Raw genomic sequence first — 19,107 nt, forward strand, 5'->3', positions numbered from 1 at the left:
ACCCGTGCCCTCTTCCCCGCACGCCCGCGTCACGGACACATCAGCGGGACGGGCTGCGGCGGTGGCCCGGGACACTGAACGCCGCCGCCGACGGCACCCGGGATCGGCATGGGCGCCGACCTTGCCTGTAGGCCCGGGGTGTTGTGTGTCACCTCATGGCAAAGTGATCATGTTGGACCGACGGGTGGGGGAGACACGTGAAGCGGTATCTCAAGTTGGCGGCAGCGGCCATGGTCACGGCGGCAATGGCTGGCTGCGGCGGCAGCGGAGGAAGCGTGAGCTCTCCGATGAACGGGCCAGGGCAGGCCCCGGTTCCTGCAGGCCCCTACCGCCTGGAGATGCCCAAGGAGGTACTCAAGGGCACTTACAAGGAGTCCGACCATTCGGCGCCTGATCAGAACATCCCGGTGATGCTCTCAGGCCAGATCGAGCACGGTGTCTCCGCCTTCGCCGCCTACCAGCCGACTGGCAGCACCTCGGACACGGGGCCCGTACTCGCGGTGACCGGGGTGTACGGAACCGTGCTCAACCCGGTTACGGCCCGCGACGAGTTCCTGAAGATTCTTGACCGCCGGACCAGCGTCCCTGACAGGCGCTCCACCGTGATCACCGGCCCTCGCGCGATCATCCCCCAGGGCTCCTCGGAGCCCGTCTCCTGCAGGGTCGTCCGAAGGGCCGATCAGTTCGGCACCGTCTGGGAACCCGACTGCGCCTGGGCTGACGGATCGGCCGTAGTGCACGTGTCCCATACCGTGTACTTCGAGAAGCCGTCGGCCGATTTCGACCTTGAGGCCTTGGCCGCGAAGACGGCGATCATCCGCAACGAGGTCCGCGTGGCCGTCGCGCCGTAGACGCTCGGGATGACGGCCTCCCGTTGCACCGCAGCGCTCCACACCAGCTCACGCGCGCTCAGTTCACTGGTCGGCGGATAGGGTCACCGTCGAAGGGGTTGCTTAGGGTCCCAGCCTTGGCTCCCGCACCAAGCCTTCCGTCTTCCATCGCCTGGCCAGCCCGCGTCCAGGGCGCCGCAACAGGAACCAGAGCCGATTGGGCTGCTGCGACAGACCGGTACTTGCTGGGCGGGCTTCGTGTCAGACAGCGGCGGGCAGGTGATGATGTTCGCAGGTCGTGCTCAGAAGGCGCCTCGTGATTACCAAGGCCGGCAATGGCACGTCTGCAGCCGAGGTATGAACACCCGACTTCTGCGGCCAAGAGTGCCGGCTGGTAGGCCGAGAACACCCAGAACAGTGGAGGCCGCTGACCGTCGCAGGACGGCTACGACTGGCTCGCGACGCCCGGTTCGAGGTCAGCAGCGGACGAGCCACGAGCCGTATTCGGGGAGGCGATCTCCGCAGCACCTGGGAGGAGGATCTTGCGCGAGAGCAGGAAGGTGAACGGGATGGCCACGACCGCCGCGACGAGCGGGGCGATGCGGGTGTCCATCCCGGCCCAGGTGACCAGGGCGTAGAGGCCGGCGGACTGGATGACGTAGTTGGTGACGTTCGTCAGCGGGAAGAGGAAGAACTTCTTCCATGTCGGCCGGGTCCGGTAGGTGAAGTAGGTGTTCATGAAGAACGAGCCGACCATGGCCAGGACGAAGGCGAGGGAGTAGGCGGCGAAGTACGGCATCCACGGGTGCAGGAGCAGGTAGATGCCGAAGAAGGTGGCGGTGTTCACCCCGCCCACCAGGGCGAAGCGGAAGACCTGGCCGAGCTGGTCCCTGCGGCTCATCCGGCGGTCCGGTCCGAACCGGCTCCCATGACGACGCCCGGGGAGACCCCGGCGCTAGCGCCTACGACGCGAGCCTTCCCTGCCAAGGAGTCCGGGCGATGCTCAGCCGTGTCCAAGCCCTTGGGGACCTTCCTGCCGAACCTGTCAACAGCGGCAAGTTCGTGGTAGCGAGGCACAACTACGGACAGCTTCGTCATGGACGCTTCCTGCTAGAGGTAACGGGCGGGTGGCAAGCGGACCGGCGACTCACCCTCCGTAGAAGTATGCCTGTCCGGATGCGGGCGACCCATGCCACCTCTCCCCGGCCGGTGGTGGTACCGGGGTCGGAGAAGGTGGCGGCCACGTTTTTTAAGGGGCGGGGCTGGCGGAATGCATCGAGGACCGGGCCTCGCCCCCTGGTCCAGGCACCCCTACCCTTGCCTCTCGCGAGGCGATGCCCGTAGCCGTCGATCATGCCGCCGCCGTGAGCCAGGACACTTTGGTGCTGGCGGCGGACCGCAGAGTACACCCCGCTGTCGGCGTCCAGACCGAGGTACCCAATCAGGTGTGCGGCTGCATGCTCACGCCGCAGACCTGGAGCCAGGTTCCGGCCGCGGGCACCGGTGGCAGTCGGCTCCCTTCTCTGACGCGGGAGGGCAACCGCAACCTCTGAAGGATGATGCCGGCCCGGGGCGACCCCTCACGGCACTCTCGGGCAAGCAGCTCCACGGCACGGTGTACCGGCGGCTCTTGCACGCGCAGGGGCGCTGGCCGCCGGCCGGCAGGCAGCGGTCGCCAGTGAAGAGGGGAGAGGCCTGTGAGGCCAGGCCGGCCAGGACCCGGGCCGACGGAGCGACTGCCGGCACGAGGAGATGGCAATTCCGTCACGATCTCTTCACTTACCATGACATCCCACTCATCAAAATTTTTTAAGGGTAAGCATGGGAACGCGGACGACGGGTGCGTCGGAGCATAGAACGTGGTTGCACCGACGGGCATCGCTTCCCGCGCTAGGTGCGGCGATCGCCTTGTTGTGTATCACCGTCTACAACGCCCGACACGGTGAGGGCAACATGCTGGACAACAACTTCGTCCTGCGTGCCGCACATACGTTCGCCGACGGCGGCTCGCCCTACGCGGACAAACGTTTCCTCTACTTTCCCAGCTCCGTCCTGATTGCCCTGCCGCAGATCTACATACCCGTGCGCCTGCTGCCCTGGCTCGTGCCGGCCATGACAGCGGCCATGGTCATGGGCGGCTGGTTCTTCGCGCTGCGGCTGTTCCGTGTGTCGGCGCTGAGCAGGCTGGCCGTGCTCGGTGTCGTGCTGATGTGCTTCCTCGGCCCATTCCGGAACCTGGTGCTACTCGGGAACTGGACCTCCTACTCCGCCCTTGCGCTGCCGCTGGCGCTGCTGCTGGCCCACCGGTCGCGGTGGGTCTGGGCCGGCGTGGTGGTCGGACTTGCCATTGCCACCAAGCCCATGCTGGTCCCGTTCGCGCTGCTGTTCCTGATCGCCCGCCGACCGAAAGCCTTCCTGGCCGCCGCGGCGGTACCGCTCGCCTTCGCCGTGGGCGCCGCCGCCCTCATGGCGCAGCCCACCCTCTTCTTCACCAAGACGCTCCCCTTCCTCTTCCAGGGCCAGGACGATTTCGCCCGCCCCTACGATGCTTCCCTGGGAACTCTGCTGCCTCGGCTCGGCGTACCCGAGGGCGCGGCGGCAGCACTCGGTGCGGCGCTCGCACTGGCGCTGCTGGTCGGAGCATGGCGCCGCTGGAACCAGGGGGGCGATCAGGCGCTGCGTCTCGTCGAGAGCGGCACCATGCTCATGCTTGCCCCATTGATCGCAAGCAAGCCCTCCTTCGACCACTATCTCTTCATCGTGCTGCCGGTCCTGCTGGCCTCGGTATCGCGGGCGGGTGCTGCGGCCTGTTCGGTCTGGATGGGTCTCGTGCTCGTACCGCGCCTCGCCGGCTTTTCGTTCTGGAAGTTGGACGCGACCCAGAACTGGGCGTACTCCGTGGCAGCGGTCAACGTGGTCTTCTCTCTCGTGCTCCTGCACCGAGCCTTCATCCGCCGCAAGGAGGGGGCGCAAGAGGTGCATCCGGAGTCAGAGGCCCCGGCCGCGGAGGAACTGGTGCGGGTCTGACGGAGCATGCCCCTGATCATGCTGGGCCGGGCCCAGAGGTGTATCGGGACAGCGGACGCCAGCTGAGCTTGGGCGGGGGAGACGGGGAAACCCCGGCTGGGCAGCGGGGGCGTGCACGCCAATGTCACGTGTACGTCCAAAGGCGAGGTCCGGCGGCGCACGATCGGCCACAGCTGCGTGCAGTAGGGACGGTCGGGATCGGCCTCGTGGTGCAGTGCTGCCAGTGTGGCGTCCGAGCATGAGGCTGCAGACCTTCCGCTCCAGGTCCCGTGGGTGCTCGATCGCAGAATGGGCTTCCGCCCCGTTGGAGGCGCGGCTCCTCTCGGGCACGCCGGCACCCCGTGCGGCCGCCGACGAGGTGGGGCAGTGATCCATGGCGCACGCCTTCTGGAACCACCAGAAGCCCCGAAGCGTGCCAAATAGTGATTGTCTTCAAATGATATTGTTGCCGCTCGACCGGGTTACTTGCTTCTGGCCTGCGCGCCGAGGGGCGCCTGGAGCCGGTGCGTCTCCTTTCGTCCCGGCGGCACGTTCCGATCGGCCGCGCTCGGCCGGTCAAGATCGCCGGCGCGTCGCCGACGATCTTTCGCCCTCGCAGATTGAGACAAGCGGACAGCATGCACAGTGCAGTAACCCCGGCACGCGACGAAATCACCCCGCCGGTTCCCGTGTTGTCGGTCGTGATCCCGATCTACAACGAGCAGGAGGCGCTGCCGCTGACGGTCGCCCGCCTGCGTCCGATCCTGGACGGGATGGGTGTCAGCTACGAGGTTGTCGGTATCGACGACGGCAGCACCGATGCCACCCCGGTAATCATGCAGAAGGTCCGCCAGGAGTGGTCCGAATTTCGCATTGTCCGCTTTGCTCGTAATTCTGGCCATCAGGCCGCTCTGACCGCAGGCATCCACCGGGCTCACGGCGACTACGTGGTCAGCATCGACGCAGACCTTCAGGACCCGCCGGAGAAGATCGCGGAGATGTTCGCGCTCGCTCGCGAGAAGGACCTGGACATCGTCTACGGCGTGCGCGGCGACCGCGGCACCGACACCTTCTTCAAGCGGCGTACGGCCGGGGCCTACTACTGGCTGATGCGCAAGCTCGTCGGCAAGAACATGCCCAACCAGGCAGGCGACTTCCGCCTCCTCAGCCGGGCCGCCGTCGACGCCCTGAAGTCCCTGCCCGAGCACCAGCCCGTCTACCGGCTGCTCGTACCCTGGCTCGGCTTCAGCAGTGGCGAAGTCGTCTACGTCCGCGAGGAGCGGGTCGCCGGAAGCACCCACTACCCACTGTCCAAAATGGTCCGCCTGGCCCTCGACAGCATCACCAACTTCTCCGCCAGCCCGCTGCGGCTCGCCACCTGGCTCGGCCTGATGAGCTTCCTGGTCTGCTTCGCCCTGACGATCTACACCACCCTCCAGTACGCGTTCGGGTCGCCCGTGCCCGGCTGGTCCTCCCTGTTCATGGCCATGCTCTTCATCGGCGGAGTCCAGCTCATCTGCGTAGGCCTCCTCGGCGAGTACATAGGACGGATCTACTCAGCCGTCCAGGCACGACCGGCCTACTTCGTCGGCTACGACTCCGCCGAAGAGAGCACTCCCGCGCGCAGCGACCAGACCTCCGAGTACGCAGCCTGACCCCGCCCTCCCCGCCTCGGGGAGGACGACGTACGGCCGGTAGGGAAGACACAGGACGTATGGCTACAACTGACAGCGACGCGACCGACCAGGCGGTCTCCCAGGGGCGTCGGCCCGAAAGGCCCGCCCCGTCGGGCGAGGGCGGGCCGGCCCCGTCGCATCCCTTCCGGGGATTCCTGCCCGCGATCGCCGCGTACCTGCTCCTGGTCTCCCTGCTGCTGGCCGCTGACACCACCGTCAGCGACGTCGCCCGATACACCTTCTATGTGCTCTGGGGCGTCCTGCTCCCCGGCACGCTGGTGTTCCGGGCGCTTCGCCGCCGACCGCACACCCTGGTCGAAGATCTCGCGTTCGGCGCTGTCACCGGCCTCGTCCTGGAACTGGCCGCCTGGGCGGTCTTCGTCGGCGCCGGCGCTCAGCCGATCGCCATCGCCTGGCCCCTCGCCGTGGTGATCCCCTTCGCGGCGGTGCCGCGGCTGCGCCGCCACTGGCGGCCGCGCGGCTACCGCAGCCCCTCCCTGGGCTGGTCCTGGTCTGTCGCCGGGACCGTCATGCTCAGCAGTGCCTACTTCCACCAGGTCTTCCTGTCCCGGTACCCGGTACTGGCGAACGAGGAGACCAGCCGGATCTTCGGCGACATGCCCTACATGCTGTCGCTCGCCGCCAACGCGAAACACCACGTCCCGCTGACCCTTCCGCAGGCCGCCGGTGAACCGCTGCACTACCACTGGTTCACCTTCGCCCACATGGCCATGACCGACATGGTCGGGCACCTGGACCTGGCCGTGATCCAGTCCAGGCTCATGGTTCCGGCACTGGCCGCACTCGCCATGGTGATCACCGCCGTAGTGGCCCAGCGGCTCACCGGCCGGGCCTGGGCCGGCCCGCTCGCCGCACTGCTGGTCTTCGCAGCCGGCGAGTTCACCGCGAACTACCCCAACGGCGTCGACAGCTGGACCTTCGGCGCGCCCGCCGTCCGCCTCGTCTACTGGGCGAGCCTCTCCCTGACCTACAGCCAGCCGCTGCTGATCGCACTCCTCGGCGTCGTCGGCGAGGCACTGCGAAGGAGCCGCCAGGACAAGACCGGCACCCCGAGCGCCGAACCCGCGCCGCCCTTCGGCCGTGGGGTCTTCATCCTGGTCGCTCTCTTCGCCGTCGCCTCCAGCGCGGCCAAGGCGAGCACTCTGCCCGTCACCCTCGCCGGACTCGCCCTCGCAGGCCTGATGATGCTCATCAGCACCCGACGCATCCCGTGGACCGTGGTCGGCCTGGGAGCGATCATCGCCGGCGCCCAGCTCTTCGCCACAGCGGTCATCTTCAACTTCGAGAGCTACGGTCTCCAGATCATCCCGTTCGGCAACGTCCAGCAGTACTGGGCCCAGTGGGGACAGCCACGACCGGCAGCCCTCCAGGCCCTCGTGGTCGCAGCCACCCTCGTCGCCTTCGTACTGAACCACCAGCTGAAACTGCTCGGCGCGTTCCCGCTGCTCTGGCACCGCCGATTCAAGCTGGAACCGCTCCAATGGTTCCTGCTCGGCGCCGCGATCGCAGGACCCGCCGCCTACCTGGCCGTCAACGGCTACAACTCCAGTTACTTCACGATCGCCGCCCTCCCCTTCGGAGTCATCCTCTCCGCCTGGGGATACTGCGAGTCGTTCGAGCGCGCCGCACTGCCCAACCGAGCCAAGACAGCACTGGCCATCGGCGCCCTCGCATTCACCGCGCTGCTCACCTTCGCGATCTACCGCTACTCCGACGACTGGGCCAGGTTCGTCCTGCGTTCCGTCGGAGACCATGTCGCAGACAAGTCCTACTCCCGGCTGCTCCCGGCCCTCGCCGCTGCCGCCGTACTGGCCCTGATCGCCCTCGTGTGCGGCCTCCTGTGGTGGGCCTTCGGCCGAGTACGGCCGACACTCCGCGGCCGCGGCGGCATCGTGCTGCTGACCGCTGCCCTCACCGCGAGCACCCCCGGTCTCTTCCACGACGCCCTCCAGGCCCGGGAATCCCTGTGGACCTACTCGTGGGTGATGCCCGGCACCCAGGTGCAGGCCGCACGCTGGATCCGCGCGCACAGCGACCCCTCCGACGTCCTGGCCACCAACAGCCACTGCTGGCAGTTCGAGGACTACGCCGGCGAACCCGGCTGCAACAACGTCCGCTCCCAGTGGCTCAGCGCCTACTCGGAGCGGTCGGTACTGGTCGAGGGCTGGGCGTATGCCCCCCGGATGATGGCTCGTGCCGGAGGCGCGGCAGCCTACGGTGGTCCCTTCTGGGACCAGGAACTGTTCAAGCTCAACGAGGACGCCGTCTACCGACCCACGACCGAGATACTGCGCCGCCTCCACGACCAGTACCAAGTCCGTTACGTGGTGGTGCACCGTCCATCGGGCGCCGAATCGCCTCTCCTCCGCGACCTCGCGAAGCAGGTCTTCGACAACGGCCGGATGGCGGTCTACGAGCTCTCCTGATCCGCGAGCACGCCGGAGGGGGCGCGAGGCCACCGGCCATCCCGACCCCGCGCAGTGGGGCCGTCGTCCTCCGCGGGAAGGGCGACTTTCTGTCGGTGTACAAGTGAACGTAGAGGAGTGCGCCGACACTTTCCTCGGTGTGAAGTCCACCGTGTTGGTCGGGACAGGGCTGGCCGAGGCCGTGCCCACAGGGCGGCCCGGCCTACGCTCGCTGCACCCGCTGACCCTCGGCGTTGCTCCCGTTGGCGAACTGCCGCAGGGACTCGCGCCGCTCCGGCAACCGGGCCGGTACTGCGAGGTGACGCGGTGGTGGCCCTGGACACCATCGAGGGTTCAGTACCGAAGTTACGCTACGTCATGCCTCAAACTGGTTGTGCCGCTGAGGCAAAGAGTGAGGAATCCCATGTGGTCATGCTTGCGGGAGGAGCTTACCTGACGGTTAGTCATAACATGCCCCAGTTCATACATCGGGTTGGTGACTATCGGCAAGTGCCGACTTCGGACTGATGTTGTGTGTTTGCTGTGTGAGTGGATATGACAGCCCCACTGATCATCTATGTGGGGGATATCCGTGCGCACAGCGCGACCACTAGTGTTCCTAGTGGCATTCATCTTGGCCGTTCTGGCAGGTACAGAACAGGCAGCACTCGCGGTGAACCGATGGGTCACCGCGAAGACCGGCTTCGGAGCCGGTGAGAAACCCGAGCAGGGTTGGGGATCGGCGCGCGGGCGAGGCCACAGCGCCTCGGGCGACGCCACCGATGCGGAGGCGGGAGGCGGTCGCAGCGGCGCGCTGAAGGCGCCGGGCGAACTCCCGCCGGACGGCGGCGCCGCACCGCTGAAGCTGGGAGGCACGCCCAAACCCCCGTCAACGATTCCGTTCGGGAAAGTCCCGGCGCCCGCGGTAGCGCCGCCAAAGGGCTTCGACCCGAAGTCCAGCACCGAAGTACCGGGCGAGCGCACCGAGCGCGCCCGCACCTTCGCCAACCCGGACAGCACCTTCACCACACGCTACTACGACGAGCCCGTGAACTTCCGTTCCTCTGACGGTACATGGAAGGGCATCGACACCGGCTTGGCCCACGCGTCTCAAGTTGGGATGCGCAGTATGAACGGTTCCGGCGCTGGCTGGGAGCCGCGCTCCACCGAAAAGCAGCTGCGGTTCGCCGAGTACGCCGACGCGCAGACGCTGGTCCGTCTCGGGGTGAGCGAATCCGCCGCCATCGGCTGGGGGATCGAGGGCGCCGCGCACACGCAGGGCAAGGTGAACGGCAGCGTCATCACCTACCCGGAGGTCCGTCCCGCCGCGGACGTGGAGCTGATAGCGGGCAGCGCCTCCGTCAAGGAGACGCTGATCCTCAAGAGCGCCGGCGCACCCACCCAGTGGAGGTTCCCGCTGGCTCTGGAAGGGCTGACGGCAAAGCTCGACGGAAACGGCGGCATCGCCTTCGTCGACGGTGCGGGCCGCCAGCAGGGCTGGATGCCGGCCGGCTGGATGGAGGACTCCAATAAGGCGCCGAACTCCAACGAGGGTGTGATCTCCTCCGGAGTCACCTACGACATCGTGCAGGAGGGGCCCCGCCAGGTGCTGGTCGTCGCCCTCGACAAGAAGTGGCTTTCGGCACCCGAGCGAGTCTTCCCCGTCAAGGTCGACCCTTCCGCCACACGTGTCGGCGCCTCGTCCGGCACCTACGTGCAGGCCCCGTACAACCAGAACTTCTCCTCGGACACGGTGCTCAAGGTGGGCACGTCCAACGGTGGCGGGAACCGATCCGCCTCCTTCCTGCGGTTCGACGGCGTCAACGGCTCACTGAACAACGCGTGGGTGCTGGGCGCCAAGCTCAACCTCTTCAACACCTGGTCCTACTCATGTACCGCGCGTCCGGTGACGGTGCATCCCATCACCTCGAACTGGTCGGAAAACACGACCTCCTCGTGGCCGGGTCCCGCCACCGGTGACGCCCTGGGCTCGAAGAGCTTCACTCACGGATGGAGCCAGGACGGAAGCACGTACCCGTGCGGCGGACCCGCCTGGGAGGGAATCGACCTGGGTGAGGGCGGACGCCAGCTCGTCGACGACTGGACCCACGGGCGCAAGCCGAACTACGGCTTGGCGCTCCGGGCCTCCACGACGGACTCCCACGCATGGAAGCAGTTCGGCTCTGACAACTACCCGAACGGGGCCCCGAGCCTCGACGTCACATGGTCCAAGTACGGCGCCACCTACGAGCTGGGCCAGTGGGTGCAGCCGATGACGGCGACGACCGAAGGCACCTTCAAGGTCACGGTCACCAACCGCGGTAGGGAGACCTGGGGCACAACCAGCAACTACAAGCTGCGCTACGACCTGTACGACGCGAACGGCAACCTTGTGGGCGGTGACTACTGGAGTAAGATCCGGTGGACGCCGATGCCCTACGACGTCGCGCCCGGCGGTTCCGCCACCGTCGATGCCAAGATTGCCCCGCTCGCGCCCGGACGCTACACGCTGGTGTGGACGATGGACGAGTTCGGCGTCTCCAGTTTCGCGGCCGACGGCGTCCCCGGCGTAGCCATCACCTTCGACGCGGTCAACACCCCGCCCAACCTCACGGGCGCGGCACCGCCGAACGGAACCCTCGCCGACACGCTGACCCCGACCCTGTGGGTCTCGGCCACCGACATGGACAAGTCGCCCAGCCCCCTCACCTACCAGTTCGAGGTGTGTGAGGTCGAGGGCCAGGACACCCGGAAGAACTGCCGGGCCAACACATACGCGTCCTCGCAGAGCTGGACCGTGCCGGACGGCTGGCTGAGCTGGGCGAAGACCTACGCCTGGTACGCGTACGCCAACGACGGCAAGGACCAGTCCGCCCGGACCGATCCCTCACTCCTGACCACTCAGGTCCCCCAGCCCGTCATCACCTCCCACCTGGGCGGCGCGGCTCCGGGCCGCCGCTTCGACGAACGGTCCGGCAACTACGCCACCGCCGCCACGGACGCCGCTGTCCCCACCGTCGGCCCCGAGCTCGCGGTCACCCGGACGTACAACTCGCAGGACCCGCGCAAGAGCAACGCCTTCGGCGCCGGCTGGGCCACCCGCTGGGACATGCGGGCCGCCGCCGAACCCGACGGCAGCGTCCTGATCACACTGGCAAACGGCGCCCAGATCCGCTTCGGCAAGAACAGCGACAACACCTATAGCGCCCCGTCCGGCTCGATGGGCGTGCTGACCTCGCTCTCCGGCGGGGGCTGGACACTGCGCGACGCGTCCAGCGCGCTGCACACCTTCGATGCGACCGGCCTGCTGACCAGCGTCAAGGATGGCCACGGACGCGAGCAGCAGCTCACCTACACGGGCGGCAAGCTCACCAAGGCAACCGACGCACTGTCCAAGCGGGCGCTGACCTTCAGCTGGAGCGGCGCACACGTAGAGTCCGTGTCCACCGACGCGGTCGGCCCGGGCGCTCCCGCCCTCACCTGGTCCTACACCTACACCGGCGACCAGCTGACCAAGATCTGCCCGCCGACGTCGACGACCGCCTGCACGGTGTACGAGTACACGGGCGGCTCCCAGTACCGCAGCATGGTCCAGGACGCCGGCCCCGTCGCCTACTGGCGCCTCGGCGAGACGGAGGGTGAGGCCGCACAGAGCGAGGCGGCCTCCCGTACCGGCATGAACGCCGGGCATTTCCGCGACGTCACCCTCGGCGAAGCCGGGGCCCTGACGGGCACCGGCAACAAGGCCGCATCCTTCAACGGCACGAACTCCTACGTGGAGCTCCCGGAGTCGACCCTGGCCTCCTCCACCGTGCTGTCGGTGGAACTGTGGTTCAAGACGGACAAGCCGAACGGCGTTCTCGTCGGCTTCCAGGACGACCCGCTGGGACCGACATCCCCCAAGGTCTACAACCCGGTCCTGGCCATCGACTCGACGGGCAAGCTGCGCGGTGCCTTCGAGAAGGCAGACGGGGGTCTGACCCCGATGACCTCGACGACCACCGTCACCGACAACACGTGGCACCACGCCGCGATCACCAGCACCGGAACCGGCCAGACCCTCTACCTCGACGGCCAGCCCGTCGGTACCCTCACCGGCCCCGTCAACCACTCCGTCAAGACCTTCACCTACCTCGGCGGCGGCTTCACCGACCACACCTGGGACGGCACCGGCACGCCCGGCACCCGCCACTACAAGGGCCTCCTGGACGAGGTCGCGGTATACCACCGCGCACTCGACGCCGGCTCGGTCCGCGCGCACTACGAAGCTCGCACCGGAGCCTCCAAGCTTTCCAAGGTGACCCTGCCCTCGGGCCGGGCCGGCGGCAACGCCGAATACGACGGCGACACCGAGCGCGCCACCAAGGTCACCGACGAGAACGGAGGCATCTGGCAGATCGCCACGCCCCGCTACGCGTCCGGCTCCCAGGCCTACGCCGATGGCGTCCGCGCCGCGGCCCCGGTCAACTACTGGCGCCTGGGCGACAGCAGCGGGGCAGCGGCCCTGGACGAAATATCGACCGGTGGCAACGGTTCCTACCGCGACGGCGTCGCCCTCGGCGGCGTCGGCGCGTTTCTCGACGGAGACGACGGCGCGGTGACCCTCGACGGGTCCAAGGGCGCGATCTCCGTACCGGCAGAGTCCCTGGCCGGCGCCACGTCCCTGTCAGTGGAGCTGTGGTTCCGTACCGACAAGCCCAGCGGCGTCCTCCTCGGTCTTCAGAGCGGCCGGGTCGAAGACGGCCACCCCAACGCGTTCAACCCCAGCCTGCTGATCGATGGCGAGGGCAAGCTCCGCGGCCATCTGTGGGACGGCACTCGCGACTGGCCCGTCATGGGCGGCAACAGCGTCACCGACAACAAGTGGCACCACGTCGTGATCACCGGCGGGACCGCGGGCCAGTCGCTGTACCTCGACGGCGTGAAGGTCGGGACCCGCACCGGCGCAGTCGCTCCCGAAACCCTGGCATACGCCTACCTCGGCAGCGGCTACGCCTACGAGGCCTGGGACGGTCAGCCCAGTGGCACCCGCTACTTCAACGGCCAGCTCGACGAGGCCGCCTTCTACACCAAGGAGCTGAACGCCCAGACCGTCGCAGATCACTACAAGGCGCGCACCCGACTGGTCACCGGTACTGGCGCCCAGTATCAGGGCATCATCATGGCCGACGCGCCCTCCAGCTACTGGCAGCTCGACGAGACCAGCGGCACCGGTGTCTTGAACAAAGTCGCCGTCACCGGCGGCAACGGCACCTACACCAAGGCGACCCTCGGTAACCCCGGCGCGTTCGGCACCGGCGACCGACCCGCAGCGCAGTTCGCAGGCGACGGCTACGCCGAACTCCCCGGCGCGCGAATACCCAACACCGACCTGTCGGCGGAACTCTGGTTCAAGACCACCAAGCCCGGTGTGCTCCTCAGCGACCAGGAACTCCGCATCCCCGACCACGCCACCTACACGCCCGTGCTGTACGTCGGCACGGACGGCAAGCTCCACGGCCAGTACTTCACCCAGGGTGTAGGCGCCACCAACGTCTCCCCGAACACGGTGACGGACAACGAGTGGCACCACGCCGTGATCACGGCACAGGGCGGAACCCAGACCCTGTACCTGGACGGCACCCAGGTTGCCCAAGCCACCAACGTCCCGGTCGACCACCAGGCCAACAAATACACCTACATCGGGGCAGGACACACCCACTCCTGGCCGGCCTCACCCGGCAGCGACGTCAACTACTTCACCGGCCAGATCGACGAAGTGGCCATCTACCCGCGTACCCTCACCGGTCAGCAGGTTGCCAACCACTACGACGCCCGAACCCGTGCCTACGTCTCCTCGCTATCCTCAACGGTGACGGTCACCGACCCTGCGGGAGCGAAGACCAGCAGCACCTTCGATGCGGTCCGCGGCCAGCGCCGCGTCGCCTCGACGGACGCGGACGGCGGCGTTACCACCTTCGCCTACGACACCGGTGGCTTCCTGCACACAGTCACAGACCCCAACGGGCATGCGATCACGACGGGTCACGACGAGCGCGGCAACACCGTCTCGACGACGACCTGCCGGGATGCGAACTCGTGCTGGACCTCGTTCGCCGAGTACCACCACAACGCGTCCGACCCGCTGGACCCGCGTAACGGAAAGCCCACGGCGGTCCGCGACGCACGCTCCACCGGCACAACCGACAACCGCTACCGTACGACGACGTCCTACACCGCCCTCGGGCTGACCGACACGGTCACCCTTGCCGACGGCCGCACGACGTCGACCACCTACACCGCAGGTACCGAACCCGCCATCGGCGGCGGCACGACTCCGCCCGGCCTGATCGCCACGACTAAGACCACCGGCGGCATCAAAGTCTCGTACGCGTACTTCGCGAGCGGCGACCTGGCAAAGTCGACCACGCCCGCCGGCCTCGTGACCGCGTACACCTACGACGGCATCGGCCGGAAGCTGACCGAGACGCAGATCTCCGACGCCACCCCCGACGGAGTCACGACCACGTACGCCTACAACGCCATGTCCCGGATCTCCTCGGAGACCGGCCCCGGCGTCAAGAACGAGATCACCGGTGTCACCCACACCGCGAAGATCTCCCGGACCTACGACGCGGACGGGCAACTGCTCACCGAGTCCACGGAGGACACCACCGGCGGCGACGCCACCCGCACCACCACCTACCGCTACAACGCCCTCGGCCTGAACGACAGCCTGACAGACGCGGGCGGCAACGAATCGACCTTCGGCCACGACGCGCTGGGCCGGGTGATCCGCGAAACGGATCCCGCGGGCAACGTCGTCACGCACGCCTTCACCAAACGCGGGCAGCTGGCCGAGTCGGTCCTGAAGGACTGGACAGGCGACCCGTCCGGCCAGCCCCGCGACCTGATCCTGGTCTCCCACGCTTACGACCCGGCGGGCCGGCGGGCCTCGACGACGGACGCGATGGGCGCCACCACCGCCTTCACCTACTACGACGACGGCCTCACGGCCACGACCACGGCAAAGCAGGTCACCCAGGCGAACGGTTCGAAGAAGGACATCGTCCTGGAGTCGAACTCCTACGACGCTGCCGGCAACCTCGCCACGCAGACAGCGAGCGGCAACCGCACCACAGTCAACACGGTTGACGTCACCGGCCGGGTCACCCGCTCGGTGTTCGACCCGAACGGCCTCAACCGCGTCACGACCGCCGCCTACGACGCCGAGGACCGCCTCACCGAGCAGACACAGTCGATCGACGGCTCCGGCAAGAAGCTCACCTCGACAACCGAGTACGACGCGGTGGGCAACCCGAAGAAAGCGACCGTCACCGACGGCACCGGCACACGGACCACCTCGGGCACCTTCGACCAGCGGGGCCTCCCGCTGACTCAGGTCACCCCGCGGGGCAACACCTCAACCAGCCGCTACGACGCGCTCGGCCGCCTGGTCGAGACCACGGCGCCACAGGTACAGGCGGAGGAGAACGGCGGTGCGGCCGCGGCCGTCACCCCCAAGACCCTCACCGGCTACAACACCTTCGGCGAGGCCACCGACGCCCGTGACACACGCGGCCTGATATCCCGCATGGAGACCGACAAGCTGGGCCGCCCCACCGCAGTCACGCTTCCCGACTACACGCCGCCGGGCGCCACCACGCCGATCACGGCCGTAACGCGCACGACGTACGACACGCTCGGCAATACGGTCTCCACCACCGATCCGCTGGGCCGTGCCCGCTACTTCCAGTACGACCAGATGGGCAACTTGGTCCGCTCGACGGACCCGGCCCCGGTCGGCGCGCAGGGTCTCAAGGCCCCGGGTGCCCCGACCTTCAACGGCACTTCTACGGCCCTGTCCGGCGGCGGCGTCTCCACCTACACCTGGACCCCGACCGGTCTGCCCCTCTCCGCGACCGACCCGACAGGAGCACGCACCGAGTCCACATACGACGAACTGGGCCGCAAGCTCACCGCCACAACAGTCGAGCGCAAGCCCACCCTCCAAAACCTCGTCTCCCGGTACACCTGGGACGACGCGGACAACCAGACCGAGTCCACCACCCCCAGTGGCCGCCGCACCGCGGCCACATACAACACCGCCGGCGAAGCCCTGACCGTCACCGACCCTCTCGGCGGCACCAGCTGGTCCACCTATGACGGTCTCGGCCGGCAGACCGAGTCGAAGGACGCCACCGGCCGCAAGACGGCCACCGCGTACGACGTCATGGGCAATCCGGTATCGATTTCCGACTACGGGACCGGGACAACGGTCCTGCGCACGGTGTCCTCGGAGTACGACAACGACGGAAACGTCACAGCATCTGTCTCCGCCACCGGCGCCCGGCGCACCTACACCTACGACGCCCTCGGCCGCCTGACCCAGCAAGTCGAACCGGTCACCAGCACCGACTCCATCACCACGACCTTCGGCTACGACTCTGCGGGCAACCGCACCCGCCTGACCGACGGCCGCGGAAAGGCCACCCACTACACCTACAACAGCTGGGGCCTACAAGAATCGACCACCGAGCCCAGCACCACGCTCCACCCGGCCCTGACCAACCGCACGTTCACCAACGTCTACGACGCGGCCGGCCAGCTCACCACCGAACTGCTGCCCGGCAACGTCAAGCGTCAGAAGACGTACGACGCACTGGGCCGCCTCACCGGCGAAACCGGTTCCGGCACCGCAGTGACCACCCGGCCACGCACCCTGTCGTACGACCTCGCCGGCCGCCTGACCGGCGTGGGCGGTGACGGAGTCCTAGCGGGCAACACCTACACCTACAACGACCGCGGCCAGCTCCTGAAAGCCGAGGGTCCCTCAGGTAACTCCGCCTACACATATGATGCGGACGGCCAGATGACCGCCCGCACGGACGCGGCTGGCGCAACGGCCTTCACCTACGACCAGGCCGGCCGCCTCGACACCACCACCGACCCGCTCACCGGCACCCAAGTACGCAGCGACTACGACGCGGCCGGGCGACCGACCGTCGCGGAGTACGCCCGCCCAGCGGCCGGCGGCACATGGACGACCGGCGCCAAGCGCAGCTACACATACGACGCGCTGGGCCGCGTCGCGGACGACAGCGTCAAGAACACCGGAACCGGTGCCGGGGTCCAGGGCTCGTCCTACGAGTACGACCTCGACAACCGCCTCGTGAAGAAGACCACCACCGGCACGGCCGGAGCGGGCGCGGAAACCTACGCCTACGACCTCGCCGGCCGCATGACCTCGGAGACCAGCGGGGGCACCACCACCGCCTCAGAGTGGGACAAGGCCGGCAACCTCACCAAGAAGGGAGAACTCACCGCCACCTACGACGCCCGCAACCGCGTCCAGACCTGGGGCACCCAGACCTTCGACTACTCCGCCCGCGGCTCCATCAAGTCCGTCACCGACAGCGGCACCACGCGGACCATCACCACCGACGCCTTCGAACGCACAGTCGACAATGGAGCCAGCACCTTCACCTACGACTCACTCGACCGGGTCCTGACCAACGGCTCCAACGCCTTCCAGTACGACGGAGGCTCCAACAACCTCGTCAAGGACGCCACCTCCACCTACAGCCGCAGCCCCGGCGGCACGCTGCTCGCCAGCGCCACCACCGAGACCCCCGGCTCGGGCCGTCTGTCCGTCACCGACGGCCACACCGACGTCGTCGCCAGCCTCTCGGCCGACGGCACCACCGTCGCCTCGTCCCGTGCGTACGACGCCTTCGGCAACGTGACCGCGTCGACGGGCAGCAACCCGGCCCTGGGCTACCAGTCGGGCTGGACGGACAGCAACACCGGCGAGGTCAACATGGCCTCCCGCTGGTATCAGCCGGGCACCGGCAGCTTCACCAGCCGCGATACCTGGCAACTCCAACCGAACCCATCCGTCCAGGCCAACCGCTACACCTACGCCAACGCAAGCCCGCTCAACGGAATCGATCCGACCGGCCACCTCGTCCAGGACTGCTTCAAGCCCGGGCGGTCGAAGCTCAACTTGTTCGGCAAGCTAACCGCGAGCCCGTTCTGCGTCTTCGGAGAGGTTTTCAACGCGGGCAGTAACAGCATCGGCAGCGGTAACCGCTGCGGCGATATGCGCTTTCACCAGAGATATTGCCCCGGCTGGGTCGAACCCACGCCACCGTCCGGGAGGCTCATCTCCTTCCAAACCAATCAGCGTGCAGGGGGATACACGCCGCCAGCGCGCCGCTCCTCGGGAGGAGGCGGCAGCACCAGTCGTGGCGGGGGCCGCAGTGGCACCAAGACCTTGGTACGTCCCACCAAGACATTGGTACGTCCCACCAAGCCAACGAAGCCTCCGAAGCCGCCGGTTGACGTCAACAAATACAACGGCCGCAACCCGATTCCCGCTCCGAACCTGCCGCCCGTAGCGCCAGTCTGGGCAGCAGGATCGACAGCCACCCTGTCCGCCACCCAAACGATCACCGCGACCTTCACCTCCCAGGCGATCCTCAACGCACTCGCCATTGCCATCGTCGCTCCCCAGCAGGCGCCGGCTCCCCTGGACGTTCGCCCTGGGCCGGGAACGGAGGACGACGAACCGCAGGACTGCCGACGGGGAGGGAAAGGCTGGATTGACCCCGGTGTGGTGGATAGCGCAAACGGCAACCGGGCCATACGGAAGGAAGGCTGCCTGGACCAGGTGGTCGTCGAAGGCGGATCGGGAGTCCCGAAGGAGATCAAGCCGCCGGGCTACAAGTGGGCGCAACTCACTGCCCGATGGTTGGGCCTGACCCCCAAGACGAGCATCAACGCCTGCCACCTGATCGGGGACAACCTTGGTGGGTCCGGAACCGAACTCGCCAACCTCGCGACCTGCTCTCGCCAAGCCAACGCGCAAGTCAAGGGTCCAGGACACATGCAGGACCACATGCGCAGCTACGAGTCGAAGGTCCGCGCGGCGGTCGATGAGGGGCAAATCGTGCGATACACCGTTGAAGCCCAATACGCCGGGAACCGCACGGTACCCACGGCGTTCATCATCACAGCTTCCGGATGGCATCAGGACGGTAGGCCCGGAATACAGATAAACGGCGCCATCGTACCGAACATGATTTACAGTCCTAGGTTCAAAGACTGGCGTAATCTGGGGCTCTTCAACGAAACAGGAACGACCAACCCCATCCCAACTGGAGGCACGCCATGAGTACTGATGCCCCT

The 19,107-nt window shown here is 67.6% G+C and carries 6 protein-coding genes; 5 read left to right on the forward strand and 1 reads right to left on the reverse strand.

The window, feature by feature from the left end; all coding sequences use genetic code 11:
* Positions 1–197: 197 nt before the first annotated feature.
* Positions 198–851, forward strand: a complete 654-nt coding sequence (locus AB0D94_RS25880; protein ID WP_362056056.1) for a hypothetical protein — start codon at positions 198–200, stop codon at positions 849–851.
* Between the two features lie 424 nt (positions 852–1,275).
* On the opposite strand, the gene AB0D94_RS25885 is transcribed toward AB0D94_RS25880, so the two are convergent.
* The gene (locus tag AB0D94_RS25885; RefSeq protein ID WP_362056058.1) at positions 1,276–1,731 is read right to left on the reverse strand and encodes a GtrA family protein; all 456 of its coding nucleotides are present in this window, start codon (positions 1,729–1,731) and stop codon (positions 1,276–1,278) included.
* A 1,052-nt stretch (positions 1,732–2,783) separates the two neighbouring features.
* Here AB0D94_RS25885 and AB0D94_RS25890 point away from each other — a divergent pair.
* The 4 genes from AB0D94_RS25890 (at position 2,784) to AB0D94_RS25905 (ending at position 19,093) form a co-directional block, all read left to right on the forward strand.
* A complete protein-coding gene (locus tag AB0D94_RS25890) occupies positions 2,784–3,857 on the forward strand; it encodes a glycosyltransferase 87 family protein (protein WP_362056060.1) in 1,074 nt (357 codons plus the stop codon).
* Positions 3,858–4,474: 617 nt separating this feature from the next.
* The gene (locus tag AB0D94_RS25895; RefSeq protein ID WP_362056062.1) at positions 4,475–5,491 is read left to right on the forward strand and encodes a glycosyltransferase; all 1,017 of its coding nucleotides are present in this window, start codon (positions 4,475–4,477) and stop codon (positions 5,489–5,491) included.
* A 59-nt stretch (positions 5,492–5,550) separates the two neighbouring features.
* Entirely contained in the window at positions 5,551–7,959 is a 2,409-nt protein-coding gene (locus tag AB0D94_RS25900; protein ID WP_362056064.1) for a hypothetical protein, read from the forward strand.
* Between the two features lie 1,108 nt (positions 7,960–9,067).
* A complete protein-coding gene (locus AB0D94_RS25905) occupies positions 9,068–19,093 on the forward strand; it encodes a LamG-like jellyroll fold domain-containing protein (RefSeq protein ID WP_362056066.1) in 10,026 nt (3,341 codons plus the stop codon).
* The last annotated feature ends 14 nt before the right edge of the window (positions 19,094–19,107 follow it).

This window comes from Streptomyces sp. NPDC048255 (genome assembly GCF_040652415.1).
Classification (GTDB): Bacteria; Actinomycetota; Actinomycetes; order Streptomycetales; family Streptomycetaceae; genus Streptomyces.

Excerpts from the sequence above, each read along its gene's own strand:
- AB0D94_RS25890 (WP_362056060.1), top strand. The coding sequence starts at position 2,784 with ATGCTGGACAACAACTTCGTCCTGCGTGCCGCACATACGTTCGCCGAC.
- AB0D94_RS25905 (WP_362056066.1), top strand. The coding sequence starts at position 9,068 with ATGAACGGTTCCGGCGCTGGCTGGGAGCCGCGCTCCACCGAAAAGCAG.
- AB0D94_RS25885 (WP_362056058.1), bottom strand. The coding sequence starts at position 1,731 with ATGAGCCGCAGGGACCAGCTCGGCCAGGTCTTCCGCTTCGCCCTGGTG.
- AB0D94_RS25900 (WP_362056064.1), top strand. The coding sequence starts at position 5,551 with ATGGCTACAACTGACAGCGACGCGACCGACCAGGCGGTCTCCCAGGGG.
- AB0D94_RS25895 (WP_362056062.1), top strand. The coding sequence starts at position 4,475 with ATGCACAGTGCAGTAACCCCGGCACGCGACGAAATCACCCCGCCGGTT.